General features: G+C 39.8%; 20 protein-coding genes. 12 read left to right on the top strand and 8 right to left on the bottom strand.

Features of this window, described 5'->3' with window-relative positions; all coding sequences use genetic code 11:
* Positions 1-146: 146 nt before the first annotated feature.
* Entirely contained in the window at positions 147-2,069 is a 1,923-nt protein-coding gene (locus MHI23_RS03030; RefSeq protein WP_342492275.1) for an ABC-F family ATP-binding cassette domain-containing protein, read from the bottom strand.
* Between the two features lie 138 nt (positions 2,070-2,207).
* Here MHI23_RS03030 and moaC point away from each other — a divergent pair, with 138 nt between their 5' ends.
* The 4 genes from moaC to tatC are packed head-to-tail and all read left to right on the top strand — an operon-like array spanning position 2,208 to position 4,340.
* Positions 2,208-2,699, top strand: coding sequence for a cyclic pyranopterin monophosphate synthase MoaC (gene moaC / locus MHI23_RS03035; protein ID WP_024424463.1), 492 nt, complete (start codon positions 2,208-2,210; stop codon positions 2,697-2,699).
* Between the two features lie 15 nt (positions 2,700-2,714).
* Positions 2,715-3,368 (top strand): redox-sensing transcriptional repressor Rex, encoded by a 654-nt coding sequence (locus tag MHI23_RS03040; RefSeq protein WP_008355687.1) that lies wholly within the window; start codon positions 2,715-2,717, stop codon positions 3,366-3,368.
* Between the two features lie 27 nt (positions 3,369-3,395).
* Complete coding sequence (locus MHI23_RS03045; RefSeq protein WP_008355689.1) at positions 3,396-3,575, top strand: twin-arginine translocase TatA/TatE family subunit; 180 nt, start codon at positions 3,396-3,398, stop codon at positions 3,573-3,575.
* 6 nt (positions 3,576-3,581) lie between these two features.
* Entirely contained in the window at positions 3,582-4,340 is a 759-nt protein-coding gene (tatC, locus tag MHI23_RS03050; protein WP_073204051.1) for a twin-arginine translocase subunit TatC, read from the top strand.
* A gap of 38 nt (positions 4,341-4,378) precedes the next feature.
* Here tatC and MHI23_RS03055 read toward each other — a convergent pair whose 3' ends face one another.
* The 3 genes from MHI23_RS03055 to MHI23_RS03065 are packed head-to-tail and all read right to left on the bottom strand — an operon-like array spanning position 4,379 to position 5,987.
* Entirely contained in the window at positions 4,379-5,005 is a 627-nt protein-coding gene (locus MHI23_RS03055) for an NUDIX domain-containing protein (protein ID WP_326484011.1), read from the bottom strand.
* A 56-nt stretch (positions 5,006-5,061) separates the two neighbouring features.
* The gene (locus MHI23_RS03060) at positions 5,062-5,256 is read right to left on the bottom strand and encodes a YdiK family protein (protein WP_003213897.1); all 195 of its coding nucleotides are present in this window, start codon (positions 5,254-5,256) and stop codon (positions 5,062-5,064) included.
* Complete coding sequence (locus MHI23_RS03065) at positions 5,253-5,987, bottom strand: CPBP family intramembrane glutamic endopeptidase (RefSeq protein WP_024426731.1); 735 nt, start codon at positions 5,985-5,987, stop codon at positions 5,253-5,255. Before MHI23_RS03065 ends, MHI23_RS03060 begins: the two co-directional genes overlap by 4 nt.
* A gap of 229 nt (positions 5,988-6,216) precedes the next feature.
* Here MHI23_RS03065 and groES point away from each other — a divergent pair, with 229 nt between their 5' ends.
* From groES to MHI23_RS03095, 6 genes are all read left to right on the top strand, one after another.
* Positions 6,217-6,501, top strand: a complete 285-nt coding sequence (gene groES, locus MHI23_RS03070) for a co-chaperone GroES (protein ID WP_024426730.1) — start codon at positions 6,217-6,219, stop codon at positions 6,499-6,501.
* A gap of 55 nt (positions 6,502-6,556) precedes the next feature.
* Positions 6,557-8,191, top strand: coding sequence for a chaperonin GroEL (gene groL, locus MHI23_RS03075; protein WP_041108751.1), 1,635 nt, complete (start codon positions 6,557-6,559; stop codon positions 8,189-8,191).
* A 139-nt stretch (positions 8,192-8,330) separates the two neighbouring features.
* The gene (locus MHI23_RS03080) at positions 8,331-8,462 is read left to right on the top strand and encodes a hypothetical protein (RefSeq protein ID WP_254968466.1); all 132 of its coding nucleotides are present in this window, start codon (positions 8,331-8,333) and stop codon (positions 8,460-8,462) included.
* A gap of 118 nt (positions 8,463-8,580) precedes the next feature.
* On the top strand, positions 8,581-9,033 hold the full coding sequence (locus MHI23_RS03085; protein ID WP_125587198.1) for a MarR family transcriptional regulator: 453 nt from the start codon (positions 8,581-8,583) through the stop codon (positions 9,031-9,033).
* Between the two features lie 21 nt (positions 9,034-9,054).
* Positions 9,055-9,573 (top strand): GNAT family N-acetyltransferase, encoded by a 519-nt coding sequence (locus MHI23_RS03090; protein ID WP_125587199.1) that lies wholly within the window; start codon positions 9,055-9,057, stop codon positions 9,571-9,573.
* Positions 9,574-9,593: 20 nt separating this feature from the next.
* Positions 9,594-10,199 carry an FMN-binding negative transcriptional regulator gene (locus MHI23_RS03095; RefSeq protein WP_034622183.1) on the top strand — a complete coding sequence of 202 codons (606 nt, stop codon included), beginning with the start codon at positions 9,594-9,596 and terminating at the stop codon, positions 10,197-10,199.
* Between the two features lie 130 nt (positions 10,200-10,329).
* Here the strand turns inward: MHI23_RS03095 and MHI23_RS03100 are convergent, their stop codons facing one another.
* A complete protein-coding gene (locus MHI23_RS03100) occupies positions 10,330-10,866 on the bottom strand; it encodes a hypothetical protein (protein ID WP_024426726.1) in 537 nt (178 codons plus the stop codon).
* Positions 10,867-11,111: 245 nt separating this feature from the next.
* Between MHI23_RS03100 and MHI23_RS03105 the strand changes: the two genes are divergently transcribed.
* Positions 11,112-11,546 (top strand): hypothetical protein, encoded by a 435-nt coding sequence (locus MHI23_RS03105; RefSeq protein WP_034622185.1) that lies wholly within the window; start codon positions 11,112-11,114, stop codon positions 11,544-11,546.
* Between the two features lie 30 nt (positions 11,547-11,576).
* Here the strand turns inward: MHI23_RS03105 and MHI23_RS03110 are convergent, their stop codons facing one another.
* From MHI23_RS03110 to MHI23_RS03120, 3 genes are all read right to left on the bottom strand, one after another.
* Complete coding sequence (locus MHI23_RS03110; RefSeq protein WP_024424475.1) at positions 11,577-11,927, bottom strand: DUF4064 domain-containing protein; 351 nt, start codon at positions 11,925-11,927, stop codon at positions 11,577-11,579.
* Positions 11,928-12,065: 138 nt separating this feature from the next.
* Positions 12,066-12,533 carry a hypothetical protein gene (locus tag MHI23_RS03115; RefSeq protein ID WP_120208726.1) on the bottom strand — a complete coding sequence of 156 codons (468 nt, stop codon included), beginning with the start codon at positions 12,531-12,533 and terminating at the stop codon, positions 12,066-12,068.
* A gap of 125 nt (positions 12,534-12,658) precedes the next feature.
* Complete coding sequence (locus MHI23_RS03120; RefSeq protein ID WP_024424477.1) at positions 12,659-13,333, bottom strand: hypothetical protein; 675 nt, start codon at positions 13,331-13,333, stop codon at positions 12,659-12,661.
* Positions 13,334-13,542: 209 nt separating this feature from the next.
* Between MHI23_RS03120 and MHI23_RS03125 the strand changes: the two genes are divergently transcribed.
* A complete protein-coding gene (locus MHI23_RS03125) occupies positions 13,543-13,911 on the top strand; it encodes an RlpA-like double-psi beta-barrel domain-containing protein (RefSeq protein WP_024424478.1) in 369 nt (122 codons plus the stop codon).
* Positions 13,912-13,972: the final 61 nt, after the last annotated feature.

Below are 13,972 nucleotides of genomic sequence, written 5' to 3' on the forward strand. Positions count from 1 at the left end.
ATCTTTTTTGTGGATATGTGATTAAAACTCTGTGGATAAAGTGGATAAGTCTAATGTATTTAAGAATAATCAAGAAGTTATTGTGGGTATCATTGTGGATAATGAATTTTCTTTGAAAGAAAAAAGAGTACCTTTTAAGGCACTCTTTAAGCTTCTGACAGCTCTTCCCACTCCGCAAAAAGTGATTCCAGCTCTTGATTGAGCGTATCATTTTCTGTCTGAATGGCTTGGACCTTCTCGTGATCTTGAAAAATATCAGGATCACATAGCAGCTCTTCATTTTCACCGAGCTTGTCTTCGACGACAGCAATGCGTTCTTCAATTTCTTCGATTCTGCGCTGCTTTTGTCTTTCTTTCTTTTTCAGTTCTTTTTCTTCCGCATAAGAAAGCTTTGCCTTTTCTGCTGGCTGTGCAGCTTGTTTTTTAAGCGGCTCATTTTCTTGAAGTGCTTCCAGCTCTAATTGTTCATTTTTCTTTTCAAGATAGTAGTCATAATCACCGAGATATTCTCTTGTTTCTGTAGGCGACAGCTCAAATACTTTCGTAGCAAGACGATTGATAAAATAACGATCATGCGAAACAAATAAGATGGTTCCTGGATAATCGATTAGTGCATTCTCTAAAATTTCCTTACTATCTAAGTCCAGATGGTTTGTCGGCTCATCGAGAATAAGAAAATTGGCTTTTTGGAGCATCAGCTTTGCCAGTGCAAGGCGTGCTTTTTCTCCACCGCTTAATGCATGGACAGGCTTTAAAACGTCATCACCGGAAAAAAGGAAGTTTCCTAAACATGTCCGAATTTCTTTTTCATTCATATGAGGATAGTCATCCCAAAGCTCATTGAGCACTTTTTTCGAGGATGTCAGTTTGGCTTGCTCTTGGTCATAGTAGCCGATCGTGACATGAGATCCAAAAGTGATGTCGCCTTTTACTGGTGTTAATGTGTTCGTTAACGTTTTTAAAAGGGTTGATTTCCCGATCCCGTTAGGACCAATGAGTGCCACACTATCCTCGCGTTTAATCTGAAAAGAAAGAGAGGATAGGAGCGGTGTTTTTTCATCATAACGAATATCGAGATCATGTACCTTCAGCACATCATTGCCGCTTTGTCTCGTAATATCAAAATGAAAGTTTGCGGATTTCTCGTCACCTAAAGGCTTATCTAAACGATCCATTCGTTCGAGCTGCTTGCGTCTGCTTTGAGCGCGCTTTGTAGTTGAAGCTCTTGCTAGGTTGCGATCCACGAAATCCTGAAGCTTTGAGATCTCTTCTTGCTGCTTTTCGTATAGTTTCATATCCCGCTCGAGCTGCTCTGCTTTCAGCTCAAGATACTTACTATAGTTCCCTGCAAACTTTTTCATCGAAGTTCTTGAGACTTCATAGACGTGGTTTACGACTTTGTCTAAGAAATAGCGGTCATGGGACACGATGAGAATGGCACCTGTATAATTTTGCAAATACTGCTCCAGCCATGATAAGGTATCAATATCTAAATGGTTGGTCGGCTCATCCAGAATTAAGAGTTCTGGTTTCATTAATAAGAGCTTTCCAAGCGCTAGACGGGTTTTCTGACCACCGCTTAAGGATTGGACGGTTGTCTCATCTTCAAAATGACTAAAGCCGAGTCCATGAAGAATGGAGCGGACATCTGCTTCATATTGATAGCCGCCCTGATCTTTAAATTCCTGCTGCAGCCTGTCATAGGTTTTCATCAAGGCATCCAGCTCAGAACCTGTGGAGGAAGCCATTTTCTCCTCAATGGTTCTCATCTCTTGTTCCATCACTTTTAAATGATCAAAAACCGATAATAATTCGTCCTTTAACGTACGTGTAGACGTCACATCGGTATGCTGTGCTAAATAGCCGATCGATAGGTCTTTTGGTTTGATGATCTCACCTTGCTCGTAAGACATTTGACCGGCAATGATTTTCAAAAGCGTGGATTTGCCTGCACCGTTACGACCTACAATGGCAATGCGATCCCTTGCTTTGACTTCCAATTTTATATTCGTTAAAACGGTATCAGCGCCAAACGATTTGGACAGCTGATTCACTTGTAGAATCATCATGTAACTTCACCTCTGCTATAATATGTTAAGTGTAGCTTATCAGCAGTAAACCGGCAAATGTTACATACAATCGCCATATTCAAATGAAAGACAGATAGGAAAAAATAGTGTATCATTTGAGTGAGGGAGCGTTGAAAGATGAGTCAATTTAGCCACTTTAACGAACAGGGAAGAGCAAAGATGGTCGACATTAGTGACAAATCGTCTACAGTGAGAACCGCCGTTGCTGTTTCAAGTGTTCGTATGATAAAAGAAGTGTTTCATAAAATAGAGCAACGTGAAATTGGAAAAGGAGATGTGCTGTCTGTTGCACAGGTTGCTGGCATCATGGCAGCAAAGCAAACATCTACCATCATTCCAATGTGTCATCCGCTTGCACTAAAAGGTGTGGATATCTCCTTTCATTGGGAGGAAGACGGAAATGCGCACATCCTGAACATACAAGTACAGGTAAAAACAAAAGGAAGTACGGGTGTGGAGATGGAAGCGCTCACTTCTGCTTCAGTATGTGCACTGACCGTTTACGACATGTGCAAAGCGATTGATAAAGGCATGATCATCGGTCCTACCTATCTAATTGAAAAGACAGGCGGGAAAAACGGTGATTTTCACAGAGCATCTGATATTTAAGTTGGAGGACCTTATATGAATATAGATCAGTCAAAAATTCCACAAGCGACAGCCAAACGTTTGCCGCTATACTACCGTTTTTTAAAAAATCTGCATGCATCAGGAAAACAAAGGGTGTCATCAGCAGAGCTTAGTGATGCAGTCAAAGTGGATTCTGCTACCATTCGCCGAGATTTTTCGTACTTTGGTGCACTTGGGAAAAAAGGGTACGGCTATAATGTCGATTATCTCTTGACCTTCTTCAGAAAGACCCTTGACCAAGATGAAATGACCAATGTCATGCTCATCGGTGTCGGGAATTTAGGGACTGCCTTTTTACACTATAATTTCATAAAAAATAATAATACAAAAATTTCAATGGCTTTTGACGTCAATGAGAGTAAAATAGGAAGTGAGATAGGCGGCGTGCCTGTCTATGATTTGGATAAGCTTGAAGAGCATGTTCAAGAGGTAGGAGATATCCCTGTTGCGATTTTGACAGTACCTGCCGTAGCAGCTCAATCCATTACAGATCGTTTGATTGCTCTTGGCATCAAAGGAATCCTTAACTTTACGCCGGCTCGATTGAATGTGCCGGAACACATTCGAATTCATCATATAGATTTGGCGGTTGAACTTCAGTCTCTTGTGTATTTCTTAAAGCATTACTCTGTTACGCAGGAGGACTGACGAAAAGGGGTAAAGGGGGTGGAGCAAATGGGTCCAATCGGTCCTGGGAGTTTGATTCTGATTGCGATTGTAGCGCTCATTATTTTTGGGCCGAAAAAGCTTCCTGAATTAGGAAGAGCAGCAGGAGATACATTACGTGAATTCAAAAATGCCACAAAAGGCTTAGCTGATGATCAGGAAGAAAAAAAGAAAAAAGAAGATCAGTAGAATAGGATGAGCTTCATGAATGTCAAAGATATGCCGCTTATGGAGCATATTGTGGAACTGCGAAAACGTTTAGTGATCATTGCGATGTTTTTTGTCGCCTTTATGGTGGCTGGTTTTTTTCTCGCTAAGCCGGTCATTGTGTATTTACAAAATACCGATGAAGCGGCAACACTTACGCTGAACGCATTTAAGCTTACAGATCCACTGTACGTGTTTATGCAGTTCGCATTTGTCATTGCTTTGGTTTTGACGTGTCCCGTTATTTTATATCAGCTGTGGGCGTTTGTGAGTCCAGGCTTATATGAGAAAGAAAGAAAGGTGACACTTGCTTACATTCCGATTGCACTGCTTTTATTTTTGAGCGGTGTGGCTTTCTCTTATTTTATTTTGTTTCCGTTTGTCGTCGACTTTATGATGCGAATGTCGAATGATTTAAATGTAGAGCAAGTCATTGGGATTCATGAGTATTTTACATTTCTGATGCAGTTAACACTTCCATTTGGCTTTTTGTTTCAGATGCCCGTCGTGTTGATGTTTCTCACAAGACTTGGCATCATCACACCGATGTTTTTATCAAAAATACGGAAGTATGCCTATTTTGTCCTCCTTGTCATTGCCGCACTCATTACACCGCCAGAGCTTGTTTCTCACCTCATGGTCACCTTGCCAATGCTCGTTTTATACGAAGTGAGCATTATCATTTCAAGAGTGACCTACCGCAAAATGCAGCAAACAGAGGAGAAAGAAAGTCATTATGTCTCATAAAAAAGCATCATGATCCTATGAGGATCACGATGCTTTTTCTATTGTGAAAGAAATTGATTGATCGCATGAAAGAGGTGCTCATAATAGGCGTGCTCATGCTGGACAAAATCATGAACACCCACTTCGATGCTTTCTTCACGTCGTTCTTCGTTTGCATCAACTTGAAAGCCCTCGATTCGAATTCTTTCACAAGTTCCTGTCAACAGCTGCTGTGCATCAAGCAGCTTGGCTCTGTACAGACCAGCGACTTCTTCTTTCTGTAGATAAACTTCCATGTACTTTTCTTGATACATATAAAGGTACACATGGCAGAACTCACGGTCGATAAACGGAGGCATATGGATTTCATCCTGTATGACACCTGCAAAGGTGAGGTCCTCAAAATGGATGGAAAGACCAAGCTCTTCTTCTACCTCTCTTAAGCCATCAGAAGGCTGTTCATCTGCGAGAAGATGGCCCGCTGCGGTGATATCAAACATAGAAGGAAAATCCTTTTTTGCGGGACTTCTTAGCTGAAAATAGAGATATACGGTGCCATGCTCTTTTTTAAGAAGCCAGAAATGAAATGTTTCATGCCAAAGACCTTGGGCGTGGACATCTGAACGAGCGGCAGCTCCAATCGTTTCATGTTGATCATTGAAGATGCGAAGTTTTTCATGTTCCATAAAGATACATCCTCCATAAAAAAACCATTTTCCAACCGCGGAAAATGGTTTTTGATTTATTTTTGCTGCTGTTTTTTGAGTTTGACAGAGAAGGCAAACATTTTAAGCGCGATATTGATATTATAGGCCGCAAACACCATCAGCAAAATGCTGTAAAATGACCACATGTCACCTGGGTTTTGAATGGCCATATAGGTGAAAGCGACACCTACGGCAAAATAAATGATGCCCCATACGACTGGGTTTCTCATGAGAAAAAGCCTCCAATAATCATTTGCATGGTTTGAGATTGTTCTTCAATCATTTTTTTCACTGGCTCAATCTGCACAAGAACGACAAGTGAATTCATCAGCATATGAGCGCCGATTGGAACAATGATTCGTTTTGTTTTCGCATATAAAAAGGCAAAGGTAAAGCCCATTGCGGTATAGAGCAAGATATGGGGAAAATCATAGTGTACAGTAGCGAAAACCACTGAACTGGCAAGTGCTCCAATGAAGAAATTCGTTTTTTCATAAATCACACCAAAGATGATTTTACGGAAAATGATTTCCTCTAAGATTGGACCAATCAGGGCGATGACGATCACAAGCCAAGGAACGGCATCCATAATGGATAAAATGGTTTGCGTATTTTCTGACTCACGGCCAATGCCGAATGCATATTGTTCAATCGCCCCCGCAATCGATTGTGCAAAGAGAGAAAGAAAGAAACCGCCAATGATCCATGCGATAGCAGAACCGATTGAAACTGGCGCTTCATTTCGCAGTGAAGCTTTTGGGACGGTTCGAAGGATGAGCAGAATAATGATCAATCCGATACAAAAACTGATGATTGTCCACGTTCCTGATAATTTTGAAAGCTCTGTTTGAGTCATCGGTGATTGAATGAATCCCAGCCATTTCATAATGAGCACATAAGGAAACGCAGAAACCTGCACCAATATATACGTTAAGATGATGTACCAATATTGTTTTTTCAAGTAACGAAAACCCCTTTACTAAAAGAACTAGATTTATTGTAACACAAGTCTCCTTTTTCGATGAAAAGGAAAGAATCTGAGACCAAAAAAGATCGTGAAAGCGTAAAAATTTTTAAAGGTTTTCACTTGAAATTGCAGAAGACATTCTTTATTATAATAAATGTGTTAGCACTCGCTGGTGATGAGTGCTAAAAAAGACTACATATAAAAATTGAGGAGGTTGTTTCTTATGTTAAAGCCATTAGGCGATCGCGTAATCATTGAACTCGTTGAATCTGAGGAAAAAACCGCTAGCGGTATTGTTTTACCGGATTCTGCAAAAGAAAAACCGCAAGAAGGTAAAATTGTTGCAGCAGGTTCAGGGCGTGTACTTGAAAGTGGTGAGCGCGTTGCGTTAGAAGTAAGCACAGGCGACCGCATTATCTTCTCAAAATATGCAGGCACTGAAGTGAAATATGAAGGCAAAGAATATTTAATCCTTCGTGAGAGCGACATTTTAGCTGTTATTGGTTAATCACATAAAAAACATTGAGATAAATTTTTAAAAAGACTGAGGAGGTTTCGTTATTATGGCAAAAGATATTAAGTTCAGTGAAGAAGCACGTCGCGCGATGTTACGCGGTGTAGATGCACTTGCAGATGCTGTAAAAGTAACTTTAGGACCTAAAGGACGTAACGTGGTTCTTGAGAAAAAATTCGGTTCTCCACTTATCACAAATGATGGTGTAACGATCGCAAAAGAAATCGAATTAGAAGATGCATTTGAAAACATGGGTGCAAAACTTGTGGCTGAAGTTGCAAGCAAAACAAACGACGTAGCTGGTGACGGTACTACGACTGCAACAGTTCTAGCTCAAGCGATGATCCGTGAAGGTCTGAAAAACGTAACAGCTGGTGCAAACCCTGTTGGCGTTCGTAAAGGGATCGAAGAAGCAGTGAAAGTAGCACTTGAAGGCTTGCACGAGATTTCTAAACCAATCGAAGGCAAAGAATCAATTGCTCAAGTTGCGGCTATTTCTGCAGCAGATGAAGAAGTCGGCAGCCTAATCGCAGAAGCAATGGAACGCGTAGGTAACGACGGTGTCATCACTATCGAAGAATCTAAAGGATTCACAACTGAGCTAGAAGTGGTTGAAGGTATGCAATTTGACCGCGGATATGCTTCACCATACATGGTGACTGATTCTGATAAGATGGAAGCAGTTCTTGAAAATCCTTACATCTTAATCACTGATAAAAAAATCACAAATATTCAAGAAATCCTTCCTGTACTTGAGCAAGTTGTACAACAAGGAAAACCATTATTGCTCATTGCTGAAGATGTAGAAGGCGAAGCACTTGCAACTCTTGTTGTGAACAAACTTCGTGGTACATTCAACGCAGTAGCAGTAAAAGCTCCTGGATTCGGTGATCGTCGTAAAGCAATGCTTGAAGACATCTCTGTTCTAACTGGCGGAGAATTAATCACAGAAGACCTAGGACTTGATCTGAAATCAACTGAAATCGGTCAGCTTGGCCGCGCGTCTAAAGTTGTTGTGACAAAAGAAAACACAACAATCGTAGAGGGCTCAGGAGATTCTGCTCAAATCTCAGCACGTGTGAACCAAATTCGTGCACAAGTAGAAGAAACAACTTCTGAATTCGATAAAGAAAAATTACAAGAACGTCTTGCAAAACTAGCTGGCGGCGTCGCTGTCATCAAAGTTGGTGCTGCAACTGAAACAGAACTAAAAGAGCGTAAACTACGCATCGAGGATGCACTGAACTCAACTCGTGCAGCAGTTGAAGAAGGTATCGTATCCGGTGGTGGTACAGCACTTGTGAATGTATACAACAAAGTCGCTTCAATCGAAGCAGATGGTGACGTTCAAACAGGTGTAAACATCGTTCTACGTTCTCTTGAAGAGCCAATTCGTCAAATCGCTCACAACGCAGGTCTTGAAGGATCCGTTATCGTTGAGCGCTTGAAAAACGAAGAAATTGGCGTAGGCTTCAACGCAGCAACAAACGAATGGGTAAACATGATCGAAAAAGGAATCGTTGACCCAACAAAAGTAACTCGCTCTGCACTTCAAAACGCAGCTTCTGTAGCAGCAATGCTTCTAACAACTGAAGCAGTCGTTGCTGACAAACCAGAAGAAGGCGGCTCAGGCGGCGGAATGCCAGATATGGGCGGCATGGGTGGAATGGGTGGTATGATGTAAACACCCTCGAAAACCCCTTGAAATATAGGGGTTTTTGTTATGTCTTCATGATTTTGATCACATGCAATAAAAAGTATCAAGGCTGATGAATTGAAACCCTTACTGCTTCTCAATCGTTAAAATATGAGCAAGTGATTTCATGGGTCTTTACCCGACACGGTATTTTAAAAAGAAAAGCGGTGATCATATGGGCTTCACTACATGGGTGGCGATTATTGTTGCACTGGCTGTCGTGTTTGGATTGTTTGGATCGAAGAAGCGTGATAAATAAGGAAAGAGTTGAAAACCCACTTCCAATTAAGGAGTGGGTTTTTGTTGCAAATACAACTTTTATCAGTTATATTAGCTATAGTGAATTGTTGTAAATACAACAAAAGGAGTTGAAATACATGAAAGAAATATTGCGAGAGATCGGTGTGATAGCTCGGGCGCTTGATTCTATAAGTAATATTGAATTTAGAGAGTACGATTTAACGAAGGGGCAGTATTTGTATCTTGTGCGTATTTGTGAGGAGCCTGGTATCATTCAGGAAAAGCTGGCGGAAATGATTAAAGTGGATCGAACTACGGCGGCTCGGGCTATCAAAAAATTAGAACTGAATGGGTTTATTGAGAAAAAAGATGATCGTGTGAATAAAAAAATCAAAAAGCTGTTTCCAACTGAAAAAGGGGAAGCAGTCTACCCAATGATTAAACGAGAACATGATTATTCGAATCAAGTGGCGCTGGATGGGTTTTCTAAGGAAGAAGCGGAACAGATTTATGAGTATCTTCTCAGGGTGCGAAAGAATATAGAAAAGGACTGGGAAGGTGTGAAAAAAGGGATAAAGAGAGACTACTAATAAATAAGGAGGGACGACTTTATGACCGTCACTTTCATTCGGTGCAATGAACAACATGTAAAGGAGCTTCAGAAAATTGGAACCGATACATTTATAGAAACCTTTCTGGATCAAAACAAAGTGGAACATATCGAAGCGTACGTGAAGACAGCTTTTCACCTAAACCAGCTGTTAAAGGAATTACAGCACCCTTCTTCACAGTTTTATTTTGTTCAAGTGAATGGGGAAGTAGCTGGTTATTTGAAGATCAATATGGATGATGCCCAATCAGAAGAGATGGGGAGTGAAGCGTTAGAGATTGAAAGAATTTATATCAAGCAGTCCTTTCAAAAGCAAGGATTAGGCAGATATTTAATCGATCAAGCCATTGAAATTGCGAAAAATCATCATAAACAGGATGTTTGGCTTGGGGTGTGGGAGCACAATAAAGCGGCCATCGCTTTCTATCAAAAGCTTGGGTTTGTTCAAACAGGGGTGCACGCTTTTCTCATGGGGGACGAAGAGCAAATGGATTTCATTATGACCAAAACATTGAGCTGATCAAAAAGGAGGAAGGGTACATGCATATCCCATCATTTTTTCGAGTGAAAGATATGGAGAAAATCAAATCATTTATTCAATCTCATTCATTTGCTACAGTTGTGACGACAATGAATGAAAAGCCCATTGCGACACATATTCCAGTGAGTTTTCATCAAGTTGGAGATTCGTATGTGATCTCAGGGCATATGGCGATTGGGAATCCTCAGTGGAAAACGTTTGAAGAGAGCGAGAAGACGCTCGTCATCTTTCAAGGCCCGCATGCCTACATATCTTCTTCATGGTATGAAAAAGAAGCAGTACCAACATGGAATTACCAGGCTGTTCATGTTTATGGAAAGGCGGAACTGCTTGAAAAATCGGAACTGGTTAAGGAATTAACCACAATGCTGGAGACATACGAAAGTCACAGAGAACAGCCGGTGCTATGGGATACGTTGTCTGAGGAACTGTTAGAGAAGCAAATGAAAGGCATTGTAGGCTTTAAGATCATCATTGATGAAGTTCAGGCTGCTTTTAAATTAAGCCAAAATCGCCACGAAAGGGATTATATCCGCATCATTGAACAGCTGGAAGCAGAGGATGAAGTGGAAATGGCTGAGGAGATGAAAAAGAGTTCCATTTAAGAGACTTCTCGAAAGATTAGTTAATAAAAAGAATGAAACGTTACTTATAAACAAAAACACTTTCTTCTAGGAAAGTGTTTTTTAGTGGTGATAAAAAAAGCCCTCATCATTCAAGGGCATGAGTGAAAGTTTATTTTACTTTAACTGTGAATGTCACGTCTTTACTATTCATGTAATCGTCAGTTGTGACATTTCCAAATTTCAGTTTTAATTCTTTGATGTTTTTAATGTTGATCTCTTTGCCTTCAGGAGCTAAGAATTGAATAACACCATCTTGTTTAACGCCACCTTCAACTTCGCCACCAATATCACCGTCAGTCATAAACATATTCGCATCTAATTGCATGCTTCCAGCTACAACTTTACCTTGATCTGGATAGAAGTTTAGAACTTTATCTGTCGTATTTTCGATATTCATTCCAACATTGATTCTATCCTTCATAATTTTAATTTCGCCAAGGTTTACTTTCATTCCTTGAGCAGTTGTTTTGTGTTTGCTCGCATTTATTTTCTTTGAACCATCGTCTTTTTTGTTTTTTGATTGTGTTTTTGTGCTTGTAGACTCTTTTTCTTTAGATGCACCTGTAGACACATCTTCTGTTGAGCCGCAAGCAGCCAGTGTAAATGTTAGCCCTAAAGCTAAAAATAAAGCATAGAATTTCTTCAAAATGAAAATCCCCTTTTGTTTAATTTATATAAGCGCCATGTGCTTATACATTGACCACGACTATTATAATAGGACAAAAGTACTTTCAAATCAACAAAAAATGATAAAAATAGAAAATAATTGTTTTGGAGTGTTTTTTTATAAACCAGTTAGCTTAAAATTACATAAAATCCACTTCTTGTGACTTAAAACGAACTTGAATTTCCTTATAATAGAATTATTATAAGGGATTGGGAGTGATTGAGATGGAAGGTTCGTCAATCAAGACGGTTAATAGAGAGGATCAACATGAATTCTTGTTTCTGAATATATCTTCAAATACAGTTGGAGCTCTTTCAAAGGAATCTGCTGAGAGGATTCTAAGTGATAGGGATACCGATGAAATACACCAATTGATGTATGTTCCTATTGAAAATCATGAAGACCTCAAATGGCTGATTCATTCTTTGCATAAAGCCATCATGGATGAAAAAGATGTACGTGTCGTTCTTGAATTGGCTGATCTACTCTATTTCTTTGTTGTCCCTGCTTACAAAGAAGAATTGATGAGCCAAGAAGATTTGTCACACATGGTGAATGATATATTATTTATGTTGGATCTTTGGACAGATGAAAACATAATAGAGTTAGTTGATGCGATTCAATATGAATTACAAAGAGTAGAGAGAAAAGGCTTGTAGAGCAATCTCTACAAGCTTTATTCTCTATTCTTATGCAGTTGTGTTATTGACGACAGGCTCTTTTCTAAACACGCCCATGCAGCCTGCAATGATGATTAATACAGCTGGAAGGATGAAGAACATAGAAATAGAAATAATGCCGCCTACAGCAGATACTAATAATAAAATTCCACCAAGCTTTGCTTTTTTCTTTACGATGACAGATGCGACAATGGCAAGAATAGAGAAAAGCATTGCTGCCCAGCCTAATCCTGTAATTTCACTCGTACCTGAATCGCTAAATGCTGCATCGATTCCTCCGAAAGCAAGAGCAAACATTGCGCCGAAAAATCCAAAAATACCTCCAATTAAACCTAAAACAAATTCTGTCGTTCTTTTCATCATACTTTCCTCCGATATGTAAATAAGAATTATTGGTACTTAAGAACCAACACAATCTTACTAATCGGCATTCTTTTCATAAAGTTAATAGTTTTGTTAAAAAAAACAAGAAAATCCATAAAGGATTTTCTTGTCCAGTTATTGGGCTCTTTCCCAAGTGATTTTTGTTTCATTTGTTGTTTTCTTTCCTTTTGCTAGTACCTTGCCGTTTTCTTGTTTCACGGTGATGTTTAGGTCATAAAAGGAATAGAGGGCGCCGAGGCTGTCATTTTCCGGTTTATGAAGATTGTTTTCTTTTTCAGTGGATGCTCCAATGGCCAGCGTTTTTGCAAAGTTTAAACCGATGACTTCAGCGTAATCACTATTGGTATCAGAGGAAGCCGTTACGTTTAAAGAAATGACTTTTTTCTTTTGATCCACGGTGATGTCAGTGTTTTTGATGAGCTTAGACTGCTCCATTACTTCTTTTGTTTCTTTTTGAATGCGCTCATTAATCGTAGGAAGTGCCTTAGATTCTGGTTTTTGTTCTTTTGTCGTATTTGAGCAAGCTGCTAGAATGGAGAGACTTGCAACTAGACTCATGAAAACAAGTAGACTTTTTTTCACGTTCGTTCTCCTTTTTTCTTCGAATGATGTATGTTTATGTTACCACGAATCTTTGTTTTGATTAAAAGAGAAGTGTTGATAAGCTGTGAACAATAAAAAGCACCCAATGGAGGGTGCTTTATTTCTTATTGTGCTGAAAGGCTTGTACTTAATGGGATAGAAGAAATGACGGTGAATTTAGGAGCTGCGGCACCGGATTCTAAATTTTTACGTAAAAGTGACGATTTGATTGACCCGTCCCAATTTTTATAGACACTTCCTGATGTATTTGCACGAAGCTGTACATTCGAAAAGCTTGCTTGTGAATAGCTGTTTGTTCCATTATCCTGTACGCCATGTACCATTTTGACAACATCAAGGTTTTTCAGACGGCTAGGGTTGTAAACAGGCTGCTTATAGCGCAGTTTCCCGTTGACATATAGTGACACCGTACCATCACCATTGTTGATGAGCTTTAGGTTGACACGTGCGCCATCTTTAATGCTTGTATCGTATTCGCTGTTCCAGTATTTACTGCCGCCTTGTGAGCCGCTGCCTAGAAACACCTTATAGCCAGAAGACGTTTTTGAAATACCGCTCTCTACTACAGCAGAGCCGAGACCGAGATACCAGTCCGCATAGCCGTTTTTAATGGTGGCTGTTTTCGGCAGGACAATATCAGCAGAGATACCTGACCATTTGGCTTCATCTGTTTGCGTCACAATGGCGCCGTGACGAGGACTAGCCGCTGAGGCAGGAAGACTTGAAAACATCAAAACGAAGGCCAAACTTACAATCAAAACGGTGAAACACTTTTTCATGAAAATTCCCCCTTAAATTTGATTCACTTTTATTATATAAAATGAAAGAGGGGGGCTGCTTACAATGTTCTGACTGTTTTTGGTAGTATTTATGAACTTTATCGGTCATAAAGTGGTCAACTTGTATTTGAATTGTAATGTGTCTGTAAAATAACTGGGTTCATCTTCATGTATAATGAGTGCAGAAACCAAAAACGGAGGATTTCTTAATGAATAAAAAGCTTATCACGACAATCGTAACAGTAGCTAGTTTATTTTTAGCATTCAGTTTCTCACATGGAGCAAGTGCAAAAAAAGTAAGCGGCAATATTACTTGGTATAATGGTGTCGGCAAAAAAGGCGCAGATGGAAAAAAACTCGGTCATTGGGATGCAGCAACTAAAATGGGCTTTGACGTACCGAAAAAAGGTACAAAACTAAGAGTGACAACAAAAGCGAAACCACATAAAGTGATTACAGTATATAAATATGATGTAGGCAGAATGCCAAATGCTGTACTAGACGTAAGTCCAAAAGCATTCAAAGCACTTGGGTATAAAACAAGTAAAGGTGTCGTAAAAGGGCATTACACTTATTAATACATAGGCATGCAAAGAAGCGGGAAAAGTTCATTTTCTGGCTTCTTTTCTTGTAGAGAGG

It is taken from the genome of Bacillus sp. FSL M7-0003, from assembly GCF_038628485.1.
GTDB classification, from domain to species: domain Bacteria; phylum Bacillota; class Bacilli; order Bacillales; family Bacillaceae; genus Bacillus; species Bacillus safensis.